This is a genomic window from Janthinobacterium sp. GW822-FHT07H10, from assembly GCF_058798675.1.
Genome location: NZ_JBXAKS010000006.1, coordinates 20,504 through 35,734, shown reverse-complemented (window position 1 = coordinate 35,734; position 15,231 = coordinate 20,504). Strand labels below are relative to the sequence as shown.

Sequence of the window (15,231 nt, the reverse complement as noted above, 5' to 3'; positions counted from 1 at the left end):
TTGCTGGCCGGGACTCAGGTTCTTTCCGCCTTGCCGTGCATCACCATGATGGTTTGCTGCATCAGCGCGCACAAGGTTTCCCGGCCCTCCTTGACGGCGAACACTTCGGCCTGCGTGACGATCAGGGTGCGGCCCGGCCGCACCACCTTGCCGCGCGCGATCAGCTTTTCGCCATCGGCGGGCGCCAGCAAATTCATCTTGTATTCCACCGTCAGCACGGACGCGCCGTCCGGCACCAGCGTCATGGCCGCATAGCCGGCGGCCGAATCGGCGATCATGCCCACCACGCCGCCATGCACGAAGCCGTGCTGCTGCTCGATGCCGCTCCAGTGCGGCACGTGAATTTCCGTGCTGCCATGCGCCACCACGGGCAGGCTGGCCTGGATCAAGGTCATGGCATTTTGCAAGTCAAAACTGGCGCGCACGCGCCCGGCGAAGTGCGGATCGGGAAGATGGGCCATGGTTGTATGCTTTCAGGATAGGCGCTGCGTGGCAAGAGATCATGCGACTGTACCTGCTTATGGCCCGCCGCGGCAATGCTCACCGGTGGCGGCGCACCAGCGGCGAACCACCCCGAACCACCCCGTATACGCCGCACTATGCGAAAATGCCCGCCTTTGCCATTGCCGGACCTTGCCCATGCCGCACGCTGCCATAGCCCCCCTTTCCGAGCGCGACGCGCGACGCATCGCGCGCCATGCGCCAGCGGCCGACGCCGCCCGCTTCCTGCACCCTGCCCAGCAGGCGCTGCTGCACCGGCGCGGCTGGCTGAGCATGCTGGCGCCGCGCAGCGCCGGCGGCGCCGAGCTGCCCCTGCCGCAAGTGGTGCGGCTGGAAGAAGCCGTCGCCGCCGTCGACGGCAGCATGGGCTGGGTGCTGACCCTGTGCGCGGGCGCCGGCTGGTTCGCCGGTTTCCTCGCCCCCGGGATGGCGCGCAGCATCATCGGCACGCCGCGCGTGTGCCTGGGCGGCAGCGGCGCGGCCACGGGCCACGCGGACGAGGAAGGCGACGGCTACCGCATCACGGGCAGCTGGGACTACGCCAGCGGCGCACCCATGGCGACCCACTTCACCCTGAACGCCCAGCTGCGCGCCAACGGCGTCCCCCTGCTCGATGACGCAGGAAAACCGCGCATCCGCGCCTTCCTCGTGCCGGCCGCGCAGGTACAGCTGGTGCCCTCGTGGAACAGCCTCGGCATGCGCGCCAGCGCCTCGCACAGCTACCGCATCGATGGCCAGTGGCTCGGCAAGGAACATGGTTTTACGATCAGTCCCGACACCGCGACGGCCGATGGCCCCCTCTACCGCTACCCGTTCTATTCGCTCGCGTACGTGACCCTGGCGGCGAACGTGGCCGGCATGGCCAGCCATTTCATGGAATTGGCCGAAGAGTGCATGCGCCACCGCCGCCACGCGCGCGCAGGCTTGCCACTGCTGCAGGTGCCGGCAGTGGCGGACTTACTACAAAGCAAGCAGGATGCGTTTGCGGCCGCCCGCGCGCGCTTTTACGCTGAACTCGACGGCAGCTGGGCCACGGTTGCCGCCGGCTCCTCGCTGGAGGCGGACGCCATGCAGGCCGTGCAGGCCAGCTCGCTGGCCCTGGTGGCCGCCGCGCGCGCGGCCGTCGACGATCTGTATCCGTACTGCGGCCTGTACGCGGCCCGCGAAGACAGCACCATCAACCGCGTCTGGCGCGATTTCCACACGGCCAGCCAGCATGCGCTGCTGCTGCCGTAGCTTTCAGCCGTCAACGCAAACAGCCCGGCCGCCATGCTTGACATTCATCATGGCCCGTTCGGCAGCGAAACGCGTGCCGGCGCGCATAGCCTGATAATATTCAGCATTGCTATTTCGCGGCCCCTATCCATGCACGTCAACACCCTCAGCAGCCTGGCGCAACTCCTGGCCAGTGCCGAAACGGAATCCCTGGCCTTTCCCACCAGCGTCAATACGGCCTTGCTCCTGCAAAAGGAACTGGCCAATCCCGATTGCCATTCGGCCGAGATCAGCCGTTTGCTGCTGTGCGAACCGACCTTGTCGGCACGCGCCGTGGCCCTGGCCAACTCGGCCCTGTTCGCGCCCGGCATGGCGCCCGCCATCACCAGCGTGCGCGCGGCCGTGGAACGGCTGGGCCACCGCAACCTGTATTCGCTGGCGACGGCGGCCGTCATCCGCCAGCTGAACGCGGGCATCAAGGACCCCGAGCTGCGCAGCCGGGCCACCCAGCTGTGGGCGCACACCGTGCACGTGGCCGCGCTGTCCCATGAAATTGCCAGCATCGTCACGGACACGGATGCCGATACGGCCCTGTTTGCCGGCATCGTGCATGAGGTAGCCGGCTTTTATTTGCTGGCGCAAGCCGACAAGACGCCGGGCCTGTACGCGCAGCTGGAAACGCAGATGGCGCCCGCGCTGGAAGTCATCGGCCGCGGCCTGATGGGCCAGCTGGGCGTGCCGCCGTCCGTGGCCGACGCGATCGTCGCCTTGCCCGGCTCGACCATCATGCTGCCGCCGGAAGGCTTGCGCGACACCCTGCTGCTGGCCAAGGCGCTGGCGCCCGTGCCCTCGCCCCTGCCGCAGGCGTCCGTCACCGTCAGCGCGCCGCTGCAAGCTTACCTCGACAGCGACCCCGTGCTGCAGACGCTGCGCGAGCAGCCTTCGGCCGAGGCCAGGGGCCTGATCGCGGTACTGCTCAGCTGATGGCCGATCTGCTATGATGCGCAGGCCGGGACGACCCCGGCTTGCCCCTTATTTGCAATTACTAATGCATCATCCGCTCACTGGAAAACTGCCTTGACTACCTCCTTACGCATGCTCGGCCTGGCCGCAGCACTGACCATGGCGTGCAACGCCAACGCCGACAGCTTCGTTTCCTCGGCCTCCAGCGCCGGTTCCCAGTCGAGCGGCAGCATTTCCGATTCGCTCAACGGCTCGAGCAACAGCTCGTCGCGCGACAACAAGGTGGCCAATGGCCCTTACCGCATCATCGACGTGGCCGCCATGCCGGGCCGCGACGGCATGACGCGCCTCACCCTGCGGGCCGACGCCACGCAAGCGCCGCTGGTGCTGGACTTGCCGCAAGCGGCCCTCGACAAGCAGCAGCTGGCGCAGGGCGACATGGTGTATGCGCAAAACCGCGCCTACGGCATCGAGTTCTCGCGCAACGACACGCGCGCCGCCTTCTTCCTGGTGCTGGCCGACGACTGGTACGGCGAACTGGCCACGCGTCCCGTCAGCCTTTGATTCGGCGTTTGAGGTCAAGCGTGCGCCCGCGCCGCCTGGCGCTGCTGCTGGCCGTCTGCGCCGCATTCAGCGGCGCCGGCGCGGCGCATGCAGGCACGTCGCCCGCTTCCGCGCGCTTCTGCGACCGCGCGCAGGAACTCACGGCCGAAGAACAGGACCGCCTGCTGCGCTTTGCCGCCGTCGTGCGCGAGGAGCTGGCCGCCACCGAAGGCAGCGTGGCGCTGATCAGCCGCTCGGGCCTGGACCTGGCGCGCTTCGGCATCCGCTATTCGCACGCGGCGCTAGCCTGGCGCCATGACGATGACGGCGGCTGGTCCGCGCGCCAGCTGTACTACGCCTGCGACGAAGGCCGTCCGCGCATCTTCGACCAGGGCACGGCCGGTTTCGCCATGGGCACGGACAATCCCTCGCTCGGCTACATCGCGCTGGTAAAACTGCCGGCGGAGACGGTGGCCCCCCTGCGCCGCGCCCTGCTCGACCCCGTGCGTGTGCAGCAACTGCTGGCGGGACGCTACAGCGCCAACGCCTATGCCTATGATTTGAAATACCAGAATTGCAACCAGTGGGTGGTGGAATTGCTGGCCTCCGCCTGGGGCGAGCTGGCCGCAGGCAGCGACTTGCGCGCCCGCGCCCAGGACTGGCTGCGCGCCGCGCCGTATGCGCCCGCGCCCGTCGACGTGGGATCGCGCTGGCTGATGCTCGGTTCCGTCTTCGTACCGCTCGTGCACATGGACGACCACCCGCGCGAAGCCATCGGCACGATGCGGCTGCAAGTGAGCCTGCCGGCCAGCCTGGAAGCGTTCGCGCGCCAGCGCCTGCCCGCCAGCGAACGCGTGGAAATCTGCCACGACGGCAAGCAGGTGGTGGTGCACCGGGGCTGGGAAGCCATCGCCGACGGCTGCGTGCCGGGCGCGAACGACCGCGTCATCGCCCTCGATTGATTACGTAGCCGCGTCGAGCGCCTCGCCGATCGCATAGAAGCGCCCGCCCGCGATGTAATGCAGGCTGCGCCACTCCGGACCGGCATCCTCGAAATGCCAGTGGCCGTCGCGGAACACGCGCGTATCGGCCCAGGCGCCCACCACTTCGCCGATGAACAGGTCGTACGCTCCCTGGTTGTGCGGCTCGGGGATCAGGCGGCAGGCCAGCCAGGCCGAGCATCCGGCCACGAATGGCATATCGAACCCCTCGCGTTGAAACAGCTGCACGCCGGCGCGCGCCAGCTTGTCCGGCTGCGCGTCGAGGCTGTGCGTGCCGACGGCATGCGTGAGCTGCAGCTGCGCCGCCGTCGGCACCTGGATCACGAAAGTGCCGCTGCCTTCGACCAGCGCGCGCGTGCGCGTGGCCTTGTCCAGCACCACGGTCAGCTTCGGCGGCGCGAAGTCGAGCGCGCAGGCCCAGGCCGCCGCCATCACGTTGTCCACGCCGCCATGGCGGGCCGAGACGAGGATGGAGGGGCCATGGTTGAGCAATCGATACGCCTTTTCCAGCGGCACCGCAGCGACATGGCTGTCGGCGGCGGCCATCTACGCCCGCTCCGCGGGCAATTGCAAGACCATGTCCCACTGGTCGAGGCCGGGCCCGATGCCATCCGGCGTCACCTTCACGGGCACGAAGCCGAAGCGCGCATAAAACTGCTGCGTGTGCTGGCTGGTATTCATGTTCACGCTGCTCACCTGCGGCATGGCGCCGATGGCATCGAGGCGCGCCTGCGTCAGCGCGTGGCCCAGCCCCTGGCCATGCAAGTGCTGCGCCACCATGCCCCAGGACAGGCTGGCCACGCTGCCGTCCGCCTCGAGCGCATGGCCGCCGCAGGCGACGATGCGCGCCTCACCGTCGATGACGCGCTCGATGACAAAATAGGGGTGCGTCGATGCATCGAGCCAGGCGGCAAAGCGGACGCGCTCCGAGGGGTCGAAAAAACGCGGCGTGTTGCCGTCGAAGAGGGCCAGGCAGGCGTCGCGGTCGCTGGCCAGGTAAGGACGTACTGTCTGCATAGTCTGTACTCGCAAGTCAAGGAACGGGAATTATACGGCGCGCGTTCACAGCAATCTGTCCGAGGCCACCACGTGCACGCCCGGCGCGGCGGCGATGGCCGCTTCCAGCAAGGCGCTGGCGATGCGCGGCGCCGGATTGATGCGCCAGCGCGGCGGCAGCATGGGGCCCAGCACGCGCAGGATGCGCAAGGCGGCGCCCTCGCCCGCGCGCGCCACCTCGCGCTCGCCGCCGATCAGGCCGGGACGCACGTGCGTGAGCGAGGCAAAGCCCAGCTGCTCGAGGTCGCGTTCCAGCTCGCCCTTGACGCGGTTATAAAAGATGCGCGAAGACGCGTTGGCGCCGGCCGCCGAATTCAAGACATACGCGCGCGTGCCGGCCGCCAGCGCCAGGCGCGCCGCGGCCAGCGGATAGTCATGGTCGACGCGCCTGAACACCTGCCGCGTGCCGGCCACTTTCATGGTCGTGCCCAGGGTGCAGATGACGGCGTGCGCCTGCCACCACGGCGCGTCGGCCGGCAAGCGGTCGAAGTCGACGACGGGCGCCTGCAGTTTCGGCTGCGCCGGCAAGGCCCGCCGCGACGGCGCCACGACGCCCGTCACGCGCGCATCGGCCAGCGCCAGGCGCAGCACTGCGCGTCCCACCAGGCCCGTGGCCCCTATCAGTATCAATTGCATGCTTTCCTCGTTGTGGCGGCTTCTCAAGCGCCACCATACACGGAACTCAGCCCAGGCGCAGCGCCAGCGCCGCCAAGGTCACGAGCAGCACGGGCACGGTGAGCACGATGCCGACGCGGAAATAATAGCCCCAGGAGATGTGGATATTCTTGCTGTCGAGTACATGCAGCCACAGCAAGGTGGCCAGGCTGCCGATGGGCGTGATCTTCGGCCCCAGGTCGCTGCCGATGACGTTTGCATAGATCATCGCTTCGCGCACGGTGCCCTGCGCCGTCGTCGGGTCGATGGCCAGCGCCCCCACCAGCACCGTCGGCAGGTTGTTCATCACGGACGACAGCAATGCCGTCAGCACGCCCGTGCCCATGGCCGCGCCCCACACGCCCCAGGCGGCAAAGTGGTTCAGCATGGCCGTCACATAGCCGGTCAAGCCCGCATTGCGCAAGCCGTAGACGACCAGGTACATGCCCAGCGAAAAGACGACGATGTGCCACGGCGCATGGCGCAGCACGTAGCGCGTGGAAATCACGTGGCCCTTGCCTGCCACGCCCAGCAGCAGCGCGGCGCCCACGGCGGCGATCAGGCTGATGGGCACGCCCAGGGCTTCCTGCGAGAAGAAGCCCACCAGCAGCAGCGCCAGCACCAGCCAGCCGGCGCGGAAGGTGGCCAGGTCGCGGATGGCGGCGCCGGGAAGCTTGAGCTGCGTGGCGTCGTAGTCGCGCGGGATATCCTGGCGGAAAAAGAGCAGCAAGGCCGCCAGGGTGGCCAGCACGGCCACCACGTTGACGGGCACCATCACGGACGCGTATTCGGCAAAGCCGATCTTGAAATAGTCGGCCGAGACGATATTCACGAGGTTCGACACCACCAGCGGCAGGCTGGCCGTGTCGGCGATGAAGCCGGCCGCCATGACGTAGGCCAGCGTGGCCTTGGCGGAAAATTTCAGGGCGCGCAGCATGGCGATGACGATGGGCGTCAGGATCAGCGCGGCACCGTCGTTGGCGAACACGGCGGACACCAGGGCGCCCAGCAGGACCAGCAGCACGAACAGTTTTCTGCCGCTGCCGCCGCCCCAGCGCGCCACGTGCAGCGCAGACCACTCGAAGAAGCCGGCCGCGTCCAGCAGCAGGCTGATGATGATGACGGCAACAAAGGTGCCGGTGGCGTTCCACACGATATGCCAGACGACGGGAATATCGGCCCAGTGGATGACGCCGGCCAGCAAGGCCACGCCGGCGCCGATGACGGCGCTCCAGCCGATGCCCAGGCCGCGCGGCTGCCAGATGACGAGGGTCAGGGTGGCGAGGAAGATCAGGAAGGCGGTGAGCATGCGATAAAGGTCCCGTACGATGCGGCGTCGCGGGCACCATGCGCCGCAGCCTGTGAATGTCAACAATACTTCCATGATACTGGAATTATTGAATCAAAGCAAAGCTGCGGCGGATTGACGTCACTTGAGGGCGATGGCGAGATCGGCCAGCCCCACCGCCCCGTTGCCGATGGCGGACAGGGCCGGCGTGGCCGCGCCGCCGCTCGGCACCGCGGCGCCCGTCGCCAGGTCGATGCGGTACAGCGAGCTGGGGCCCGTGGCCGACGTGCGCAGGGCCGCCAGCGCCAGGCCGTTGGCGCCGCCCGCGATATCGAAGCCGGCGTCGCCCATCACGGCCACGCCGAGCGGCCCCACGTTCGCCAGGGCGCCGTCGTTGGGCGGATTCTGCAGGGCCAGGGCAGCGCTGGCCGTGTCGATATCGAACAGCATGGTCGCCGTCGTGCCCGCATAGCTGTTGGTGTAGGCGGCGGCCGTGACGACGGGCGCCGCGCCCGCGCGGTTGATGGCGCCATCGGTGGTAGTGGCGCCCGTGTCGGCATTGATGCGCAGGCTTTGCCCCGTGTTGCTGATCACGCGCAGGCGGTCGGCGACGGGGTTGAAATCGACGCCGAAGGCCGTGCCGGCAAGGCCCGTGTAGGGCGCCGTCACGTCGGCCGCATCGGCCGCCAGGGTTGCCTTGACGGTGGCCATGCCCGTGGCAGGGTCGATGGTGACGAGGCGCGCGGCCGAGGAAATACCGTACAGCACGCCATCCTTGGGCCGGATGTCAAAACCCAGCAGGCGTTCGCCCGTTGCCAGGCCCGTCACGGCCACGTTGGCGTCGAGGGTGTTCGGCGTGGCCGTCTTGAAGGTGACGATGCGGCCGTCGTCCGTCAAGCCGTAGGCGATGGGCGCCGCCTGGGCCTTCAAGGCGATGCCGCGCAGCTCTTCGCTCGCGCCGATGGCCGCCACCAGGGTCGCCGGCGCGGCGGTCGCCGCCAGGTTCAGGGTGTACAGGTTGCGCGCGCCGGCCACCGTCATGACGGCGTAGCCCGTGTTGCTGCGCGCGTCGATGTCGAAGCCCGCCACGCTGGTGGCCGCCACGCCCAGCGGCACGGCGCCGGCCAGGGTGCCGTTGTTGGGCGGATTCTGCGTGTACAGCGTGGCGTTGGCCGCGTCGATGACAAATAAGGTCGTGCTGGCCGTGCCGGCGAAGCTGTTGGTGTAGGCGGCGGCCGTGATGGCCGTATTCGCGGCGCCGCCATTGATATTGCCGTCCGTGGTGGTGGCGCCCGTGTCGGCATTGATGCGCAGGCTCTGTCCCGTGTCGCTGACGATGCGCAGGCGGTCGGCGACCGGGTTGAAATCGACGCCGAACTGCGTGCCGGCCAGCGCCGTGAATGGCGCCGTGGCGTCGGCCGCGTCGGCCGCCAGCGTCGCTTTCAGCGTGGCGACGCCGGTCGCGCCGTTCAGGGTGTACAGGCGCCCCGTGCTGCCGAGGCCATACAGCTGGCCGTCGGCGGGCCGGAAGTCGATGCCCAGCAGGTTTTCGCCCGCCTGCAAGCCCGTGACGGTGGCCGTGGTGCGGATGGTGGCGGGCGTGGCGCGGTCGAACGACAGCAGCTTGTTGCTGGCGGTCAACACGAAGACGTCGCCGGCGACCACCGCGGGCGGCGGTGGTGTGACGGAATCATCGTGGCTGCTCCCGCCGCCGCAGGCGGACAAGCTCATGGCGACGGCGGAAACAAGCAGCAGCTTGGCAAATGGCAAGGTTGGCAAATGTGGCATGGTCGTGGCCCCTGTAAGAGTGAATGGACGTGCCGCCATGCCGCATTCGCGGCGAGCGCACCCCTGTACTACGCGCCATGCCCGCATTTGGATGCAGCGGTGCAAAAAAAGTTTTCCCTCGCCCCTATTGTGATTGTCTTTAGGCAACTAAACCGGTGTATAGTGCCAGGGCGCCCGACACGCACATCGACCCACTCACGACAGGAGAAGCAGGTGGCCCGTATCTACCATACCAGCAACATGGGCGAAGCCACGGTACGGGTGGCCCTGGTGGCGCGCGACAACGCCGAGCTGCTCGTGCACCGCCCGGCCAGCTTGGGCATGGCGCACGGCGACGCCATGTGGTTCTTCATCGACGACCGGAAAAGTGCCTCGGCATGCGTGTACTTTTGTTCGCCAGGCATGGCGCACCTGAGCATCTGCTTTGTCGACCGCGCCGCTGACGCCGGCTGGCAAGTGGCGCGCCCGAAACATATCCACCTGTAAGCGCACACCGCCCCCGAGCATCGACAAGAGAGAGCATCGCCATGGATTTGATCTTATTGGAACCCGGCAACGGGGAACTCGTATTCGGCAAGGCGCCGGACGGTGAAAGCAAGGGAATCGACGCCATCTGGCGCGACGCCGCTGCGCTGCAGGGCATGGGCCCATGCATCGAACTGGTCTCGCTGCACCAGGGCATGAAACAGCAAGTGACGACCGACGTCGGCAACGCGGCGCGCACCGCCGGCCGGCCCGTCATCACCGAATTTACCTGTGTCAAATATGTCGATGCGACTTCGGTCAAACTGTACGAGCTGTGCCTGCTGGCGCGACCGCTGGGCACCGGCGCGACCCAGCCGACCAGGCTGTACATCGCCCGCCATTCGAGCAGCACGACGGCCAACGTCATCACCATTGCCCTGCGCGACGCGCTGATCAGCGAAATCCAGCTGCAAACCCATGCCGACGACATGCCGACCGAGCAGTTCAAGCTGAGCTTTACGGAAATCCTCTGGAGCCACAGCGTGCAGCAGGCCGACGGCCAGCCCGGCGCCCAGCACACGACGGGCTGGAGCCTGGCACGTAACCGGCCGATTGCGGCCTTTACCGGATAATTACATGAACGACGCCATCCATCCGCCAGCGGCGCCCGCCGGCGCGCCCCCGGAAGTCAGCTACGTCAACAACGCCGGCCTGGTGCTGTTCCATCCTTTCCTTGAGATGATGTTGCGAAAAATCAATGTGCTGATGCCCGCGGAGCATGGCGCGATGCGCGTGCGCAGCGAGGACGGCGCGCGTGCCGTGCACTTGCTGCAATACCTGATCGATGGCAGGAGCGACAGGCCAGGCTCACAATTGGTGCTGAACAAGCTGCTGTGCGGCCTGGATCCCGACTTTCCGGCGCCACCCATGCACCTTGCGGCAGAAGATATGGCGCTCGGCGACCACCTGCTGGCCGCCGTCATTGGCAACTGGCTCAACATGCAAAAGATGTCGTCAGCGGCCTTGCGCGAAACCTTCCTGCAGCGCGAAGGCCGCCTGGAATGGCGCGACGGGCTATGCACGCTGACCGTCCAGCGCAGGACGGTCGACGTGCTGATGAACCAGCTGCCATGGAGCCTTGCCTTCATCGGGCATCCCTGGATGCCGCAGCCCCTGCACGTGAGCTGGTAGGCGCGCGCCGGCCAAAGTTCCCTATTCTTCCAGCCCGCCCCCCAGCGCCTTGTACAAGGCCACGGCCGACTTGAACTGGTCGCGCCGCACGTCGAGCAGGGTTTGCCGCGCCGCATACGCCTGGCGCTGCGCGTCGAGCAATTCCAGGCGACTGTCCTGGCCCGCGTCGTAGCGCAGCTGCGACAGGCGCTGGCGCTGCTGCGCCGCCGCCACCACGCGCTGCTGGGCGTCGATCTGCTGCGCATACGTGGCGCTGCCGGCCAGGCCGTCGCGCACTTCGCGGAAAGCCGTCTCGATCGCCTGTTCGTACTGCAGCACGGCGACGTCCTTGCGCAGCTGCGACAGGCGCAGTTCCGCGCGCAGCTGGCCGCCCTGGAACAGCGGCTGCGTGAGCTGGGGCGCGAACGACCAGCTGCGCGCGCTGCCACGGAACAGGTCGCCGAGCTCCGGGCTGGCCAGGCCCAGCTGCGCCGTCAGCGACAAACGGGGGAAGAAGGCGGCGCGCGCGGCGCCGATTTCCGCATTCGCCGCCACCAGCGCGTATTCGGCCTGCAGGATGTCGGGACGGCGCGCCAGCAAGTCCGACGGCAAACCAGGCGGCAGCTGCGTCAGCACGGGCTGGCCGTCGAGGGGATGGCTTGCCGGTAAATCGCCAGGCAGCGGCGCGCCGAGCAGCAATTCCAGGTTGTTGCGCGCCAGGGCACTGGCCCGCATGCGGGCCTGCACGTCCGCCTCCGCCGTGGCGGCCTGCCCTTGCGCTTGCGCCACGTCCAGGCCACTGCCCTGCTGCGCGCCATGCAGGCGCTGCGTCAGGACCAGCGCCTGGCGCCAGTCGGCCAGGGTTTGCCGCGCCAGCGCCAGTTGCTCTTCCGCCAGTCGCTGTTCCAGGTAGGCATCGGCCACGCCGCCGATCAGGGCCATGCGCGCGGCGCGCTGGCCCTGCTCCGTGGCCAGGTAGCGCGCAAACGCGGCGTCCGACAAGGAACGCAGGCGACCAAACAGGTCGATCTCGAACGCGCTCATGGCGACGCCGGCCGAAAACTGGCTTTGCACCGCGTGATTTTGTCCCGCGCCATCGGCAGCGCGCTGGCGCGTGCCGCCGCCGTTGAGGCCAATGGCGGGATAGCGGCCCGCATCCTGGATCTGGTACTGGGCCCGCACGGCTTCCACGTTGAGCGAGGCCACGCGCAAGTCGCGGTTGTTTTCCAGCGCCAGCGCGACGAGGCGCTGCAGGCGCGCATCGAGCAGCATCTGGCGCCAGCCCAGGTCGGCGGCGGTGCCTGCCATGCCTGCCGCCGACGGCACCGCCTCATAACTGGCGGGAATGGGCGGCGCCGGCTTGACCAGCGGCGGCGTCAATGAACACGCCGACAACAGCGCGGCGACGGGTAACAGATAAAACCAACGCATTACGACTCTCCTTCCACCGCCTTGGCGGCGGTGTGACTATTGCGTTTCTTGACATAGCTGCCCACCTTGTCGACGGCGCCCAGCACCACGACAAAGAACACGGGCACGAAAAACACGGCCAGCACGGTGGCGGTGATCATGCCGCCGAACACGCCCGTGCCGATCGCGTGCTGGGTTTCCGCGCTGGCGCCCGTGGCCAGCATCAGCGGCACGACGCCCAGCGCGAACGCCAGCGAGGTCATCAAGATCGGGCGCAGGCGCAGCCTGGCCGCTTCCACCGTCGCCTCGACCAGTCCCTTGCCCTGCGCCTGCAACTGGCGCGCATATTCGACGATCAGGATGGCATTCTTCGCCGACAGGCCGATGATCGTGATCATGCCGACCTTGAAGAACACGTCGTTCGGCATGCCGCGCATCATCACGGCCAGCACGGCGCCGAGCAAGCCCAGCGGTACCACCAGCATGACGGAGACGGGAATCGACCAGCTTTCATACAGGGCCGCCAGCACGAGGAAGACCACCAGCATCGACAGCGCCATCAGCATCGGCGCTTGCGAGGCCGATTCCTTCTCTTGCAGCGACTGTCCCGTCCACGCCAGCGCGAAGCCGGGCGGCAGCTGTTTCACGAGCCGCTCCATTTCCAGCATGGCGTCGCCGCTGGACACGCCGGGCGCGGCGCTGCCCGAGATGCGCGCCGCCGGATAGCCGAGGTAGCGCACCAGCTGCAGCGGCGATTCGCTCCACACGGGACGCACCAGCTCGCCCATGGCCACCATGCCGCCCGCGTTATTGCGGATGCGCAAGGCCAGCACGTCGTTCAGCTGCATGCGCGCGGGCGCATCGGCCTGGATGATCACCTGCTGCATGCGGCCCGCATTGGGGAAGTCGTTGACATAGGTCGACCCCATGGCCGCCGTCAGCATGTCGGCGATGGCCGTAAACGACACGCCCAGCGCTTCGGCCTTGGTGCGGTCGATATCGAGGCGCACGCTGGCGCCGGGCGGCAAGCCGTCCGGATACACGCCCGCCACCTTGCTGCTGTGCGCGGCCAGTCCCAGCAGCTGGTTCTGCGCCGCCTGCAGGGCGGCGACGCCCTGGTTGGCGCGGTCTTGCAGGCGCAGGGAAAAGCCGGACGAGTTGCCCAGTTCATCGATGGCCGGCGGCATCAGGCTCATGATCACGCCCTCCTTCGCCTGCGCCATGGCGGCCTGCGCCAGCGCCACTTCTTCCTGCGCCGTGGCGCCGTTGCGCTCCTTCCAGTCCTTCAGCATGGTGAACGCCAGGCCCGCGTTCGGCCCCGCGCCGGAAAAGCTGAAGCCGAGGATCGACTGGTTCACTTCGATGCCGGGCCGCGTGGCCGTATGCGCCTCGAACTGCTTGACGACATCGAGCGTGCGCTCCATGGTGGCGTCGGACGGCAGCTGGATCGAGGTGATGAAGTAGCCCTGGTCTTCTTCCGGCAGGAAAGCCGAGGGCAGCTGCAGGAAGGCCACGCCCAGCGCCGCGACGATGGCGCCGTACACGAACATCGAGCGGCCGGCCCGTTTCAGCATCGCCACCACGCCCTTTTCGTAGCGGGCCGTCATGCGGTCAAAACAGCGGTCGAACCACAGGAAGAAGCCCTTCTTGTCGTGGTCGTGCGGGCCGATGGGTTTGAGCATGGTGGCGCACAGGGCCGGCGTCAGGGTCAGCGCCAAAAAGGCAGAGAACAGGATCGAGACGGCCATGGCCAGCGTGAACTGGCGGTAGATCGCGCCGACGGAACCGCTGGCCAGCGCCATCGGGATGAACACGGCCGTCAGCACCAGCGTGATGCCGACCACGGCGCCCGTGATTTCGCGCATGGCCTTCGACGTCGCTTCCTTCGGCGACAGGCCCTCGGTCGCCATCAAGCGCTCGACCGCTTCCACCACCACGATGGCGTCATCGACGATGATGCCGATGGCCAGCACCATGCCGAACATGGTCAGCACGTTGATGGAGTAGCCGGCCAGCAGCATCACGGTAAATGTCCCCATCAGGGCGATCGGCGCGACGATGGCGGGAATCAGGGTATAGCGTATCTTTTGCAGGAACAGGTACATGACGAGGAACACCAGCACCATCGCTTCAAGCAGGGTGACGATGACCTTTTCAATCGAGATTTTCACGAACGGCGCCGTATCGAACGGCACCGAATACTTGATCCCGGCCGGCATGGTGTGCGCCAGTTCGGCCATGCGCGCGCGCACGGCGGCCGCCGTCTGCACGGCGTTGGCGCCCGGCGACAGCATGATGGCGGCGCCCGAAGCGGCCTGGCCGTTTTCGCGGATGCTGAAATTGAAGCTTTGCGCGCCCAGCGAGACGCGCGCCACGTCGCCGATGGTCACTTTCGAGCCGTCCGCATTCGCCCGCAGCACGATGGCGGCAAATTCTGCCGGCGTCTGCAGCTGGCCCTGCACCGTCAGCGGGATGGTCACGCGCTGGCCCTCCACGGCCGGCGAATCGCCGAGGCGGCCCGGGGCGATCTGCGCATTTTGCTGCGCCACGGCCGCCGTGATGTCGCCCATGGCGATGTTGTAGGACACCAGCTTGGCCGGGTCGACCCAGATGCGCATGGCCCGCTCGGAACCGAACAGCTGCACCTTGCCCACGCCGGGAATGCGGCGCAGCTCTTCCGTCACGTTGCGCGCCAGGTAGTCGCCCAGCGCCACTTCATCGTGGGCGCCATTGTCGGAGATCAGACTGACGATCATCAGGAAGCCGGACGACGCCGATTCCACGGTCAGGCCATTTTGCCGCACGGCCTGCGGCAGGCGCGGCTCGATGGCTTTCAGGCGGTTTTGCACGTCCACCTGGGCCATTTCCGGATTCGTGCCCGGCTGGAAGGTGACGGTGATCGACGCCGACCCCGAGGTATCGGTGGACGACTCGAAATACAGCAGGTGCTTGACGCCGGACAGTTCGCGTTCGATCAGGCCCACCACGGAATCGTTCATAGTTTGCGGCGTGGCGCCGGGATAGTTGGCGCTGATGCTGACGCTGGGCGGCGCCACCGAGGGGAAGCGCGCAATCGGCAATTGCGGTATGGCGATCAGTCCGAACAGGACGATGAAGACCGCCACCACCCACGCAAAGACGGGGCGGTTGATGAAAAATTGAGGCATGTAATTAAAC

15 protein-coding genes are annotated in these 15,231 nt (G+C 67.5%); 7 read left to right on the top strand and 8 right to left on the bottom strand.

Annotation, left to right across the window (positions count from 1 at the left end; genetic code table 11):
- Positions 1 to 14: 14 nt before the first annotated feature.
- On the bottom strand, positions 15 to 461 hold the full coding sequence (locus tag AC1RDJ_RS15360) for a PaaI family thioesterase (RefSeq protein ID WP_493027959.1): 447 nt from the start codon (positions 459 to 461) through the stop codon (positions 15 to 17).
- Positions 462 to 639: 178 nt separating this feature from the next.
- Here AC1RDJ_RS15360 and AC1RDJ_RS15355 point away from each other — a divergent pair, with 178 nt between their 5' ends.
- The 4 genes from AC1RDJ_RS15355 to AC1RDJ_RS15340 all read left to right on the top strand — a co-directional run bounded on the left by AC1RDJ_RS15355 (position 640) and on the right by AC1RDJ_RS15340 (position 4,184).
- Complete coding sequence (locus AC1RDJ_RS15355) at positions 640 to 1,737, top strand: acyl-CoA dehydrogenase family protein (protein WP_493027958.1); 1,098 nt, start codon at positions 640 to 642, stop codon at positions 1,735 to 1,737.
- Positions 1,738 to 1,866: 129 nt separating this feature from the next.
- Positions 1,867 to 2,700: an HDOD domain-containing protein gene (locus AC1RDJ_RS15350; protein ID WP_493027957.1), complete on the top strand. Its 834-nt coding sequence runs from the start codon at positions 1,867 to 1,869 to the stop codon at positions 2,698 to 2,700.
- 111 nt (positions 2,701 to 2,811) lie between these two features.
- Positions 2,812 to 3,243 carry a hypothetical protein gene (locus AC1RDJ_RS15345; protein WP_071323880.1) on the top strand — a complete coding sequence of 144 codons (432 nt, stop codon included), beginning with the start codon at positions 2,812 to 2,814 and terminating at the stop codon, positions 3,241 to 3,243.
- Between the two features lie 20 nt (positions 3,244 to 3,263).
- Entirely contained in the window at positions 3,264 to 4,184 is a 921-nt protein-coding gene (locus AC1RDJ_RS15340) for a DUF2145 domain-containing protein (protein ID WP_493027956.1), read from the top strand.
- Here AC1RDJ_RS15340 and AC1RDJ_RS15335 read toward each other — a convergent pair whose 3' ends face one another.
- The 5 genes from AC1RDJ_RS15335 to AC1RDJ_RS15315 form a co-directional block, all read right to left on the bottom strand.
- Positions 4,185 to 4,769: a flavin reductase family protein gene (locus AC1RDJ_RS15335; RefSeq protein ID WP_289886985.1), complete on the bottom strand. Its 585-nt coding sequence runs from the start codon at positions 4,767 to 4,769 to the stop codon at positions 4,185 to 4,187.
- A complete protein-coding gene (locus AC1RDJ_RS15330; RefSeq protein ID WP_071323883.1) occupies positions 4,770 to 5,240 on the bottom strand; it encodes a GNAT family N-acetyltransferase in 471 nt (156 codons plus the stop codon).
- A gap of 45 nt (positions 5,241 to 5,285) precedes the next feature.
- Positions 5,286 to 5,915 carry a Rossmann-fold NAD(P)-binding domain-containing protein gene (locus AC1RDJ_RS15325; RefSeq protein WP_493027955.1) on the bottom strand — a complete coding sequence of 210 codons (630 nt, stop codon included), beginning with the start codon at positions 5,913 to 5,915 and terminating at the stop codon, positions 5,286 to 5,288.
- Positions 5,916 to 5,961: 46 nt separating this feature from the next.
- Positions 5,962 to 7,242: an arsenic transporter gene (locus AC1RDJ_RS15320; RefSeq protein WP_289886990.1), complete on the bottom strand. Its 1,281-nt coding sequence runs from the start codon at positions 7,240 to 7,242 to the stop codon at positions 5,962 to 5,964.
- A 120-nt stretch (positions 7,243 to 7,362) separates the two neighbouring features.
- Positions 7,363 to 9,009: a DUF4394 domain-containing protein gene (locus AC1RDJ_RS15315; RefSeq protein WP_493027954.1), complete on the bottom strand. Its 1,647-nt coding sequence runs from the start codon at positions 9,007 to 9,009 to the stop codon at positions 7,363 to 7,365.
- Between the two features lie 213 nt (positions 9,010 to 9,222).
- Here AC1RDJ_RS15315 and AC1RDJ_RS15310 point away from each other — a divergent pair, with 213 nt between their 5' ends.
- The 3 genes from AC1RDJ_RS15310 to AC1RDJ_RS15300 are packed head-to-tail and all read left to right on the top strand — an operon-like array spanning position 9,223 to position 10,665.
- Positions 9,223 to 9,495, top strand: a complete 273-nt coding sequence (locus tag AC1RDJ_RS15310; protein WP_071323887.1) for a 7(1) septoil knot domain-containing protein — start codon at positions 9,223 to 9,225, stop codon at positions 9,493 to 9,495.
- 41 nt (positions 9,496 to 9,536) lie between these two features.
- Positions 9,537 to 10,106: an Hcp family type VI secretion system effector gene (locus tag AC1RDJ_RS15305; protein ID WP_493027952.1), complete on the top strand. Its 570-nt coding sequence runs from the start codon at positions 9,537 to 9,539 to the stop codon at positions 10,104 to 10,106.
- Between the two features lie 4 nt (positions 10,107 to 10,110).
- Positions 10,111 to 10,665 carry a contractile injection system tape measure protein gene (locus AC1RDJ_RS15300; protein WP_493027951.1) on the top strand — a complete coding sequence of 185 codons (555 nt, stop codon included), beginning with the start codon at positions 10,111 to 10,113 and terminating at the stop codon, positions 10,663 to 10,665.
- 21 nt (positions 10,666 to 10,686) lie between these two features.
- Here the strand turns inward: AC1RDJ_RS15300 and AC1RDJ_RS15295 are convergent, their stop codons facing one another.
- Both AC1RDJ_RS15295 and AC1RDJ_RS15290 read right to left on the bottom strand, forming a co-directional pair.
- Positions 10,687 to 12,075: an efflux transporter outer membrane subunit gene (locus AC1RDJ_RS15295; protein ID WP_493027950.1), complete on the bottom strand. Its 1,389-nt coding sequence runs from the start codon at positions 12,073 to 12,075 to the stop codon at positions 10,687 to 10,689.
- Entirely contained in the window at positions 12,075 to 15,221 is a 3,147-nt protein-coding gene (locus AC1RDJ_RS15290; RefSeq protein ID WP_071323891.1) for a multidrug efflux RND transporter permease subunit, read from the bottom strand. The genes AC1RDJ_RS15295 and AC1RDJ_RS15290 overlap by 1 nt, the downstream gene beginning before the upstream one ends.
- Positions 15,222 to 15,231 lie beyond the last annotated feature (10 nt).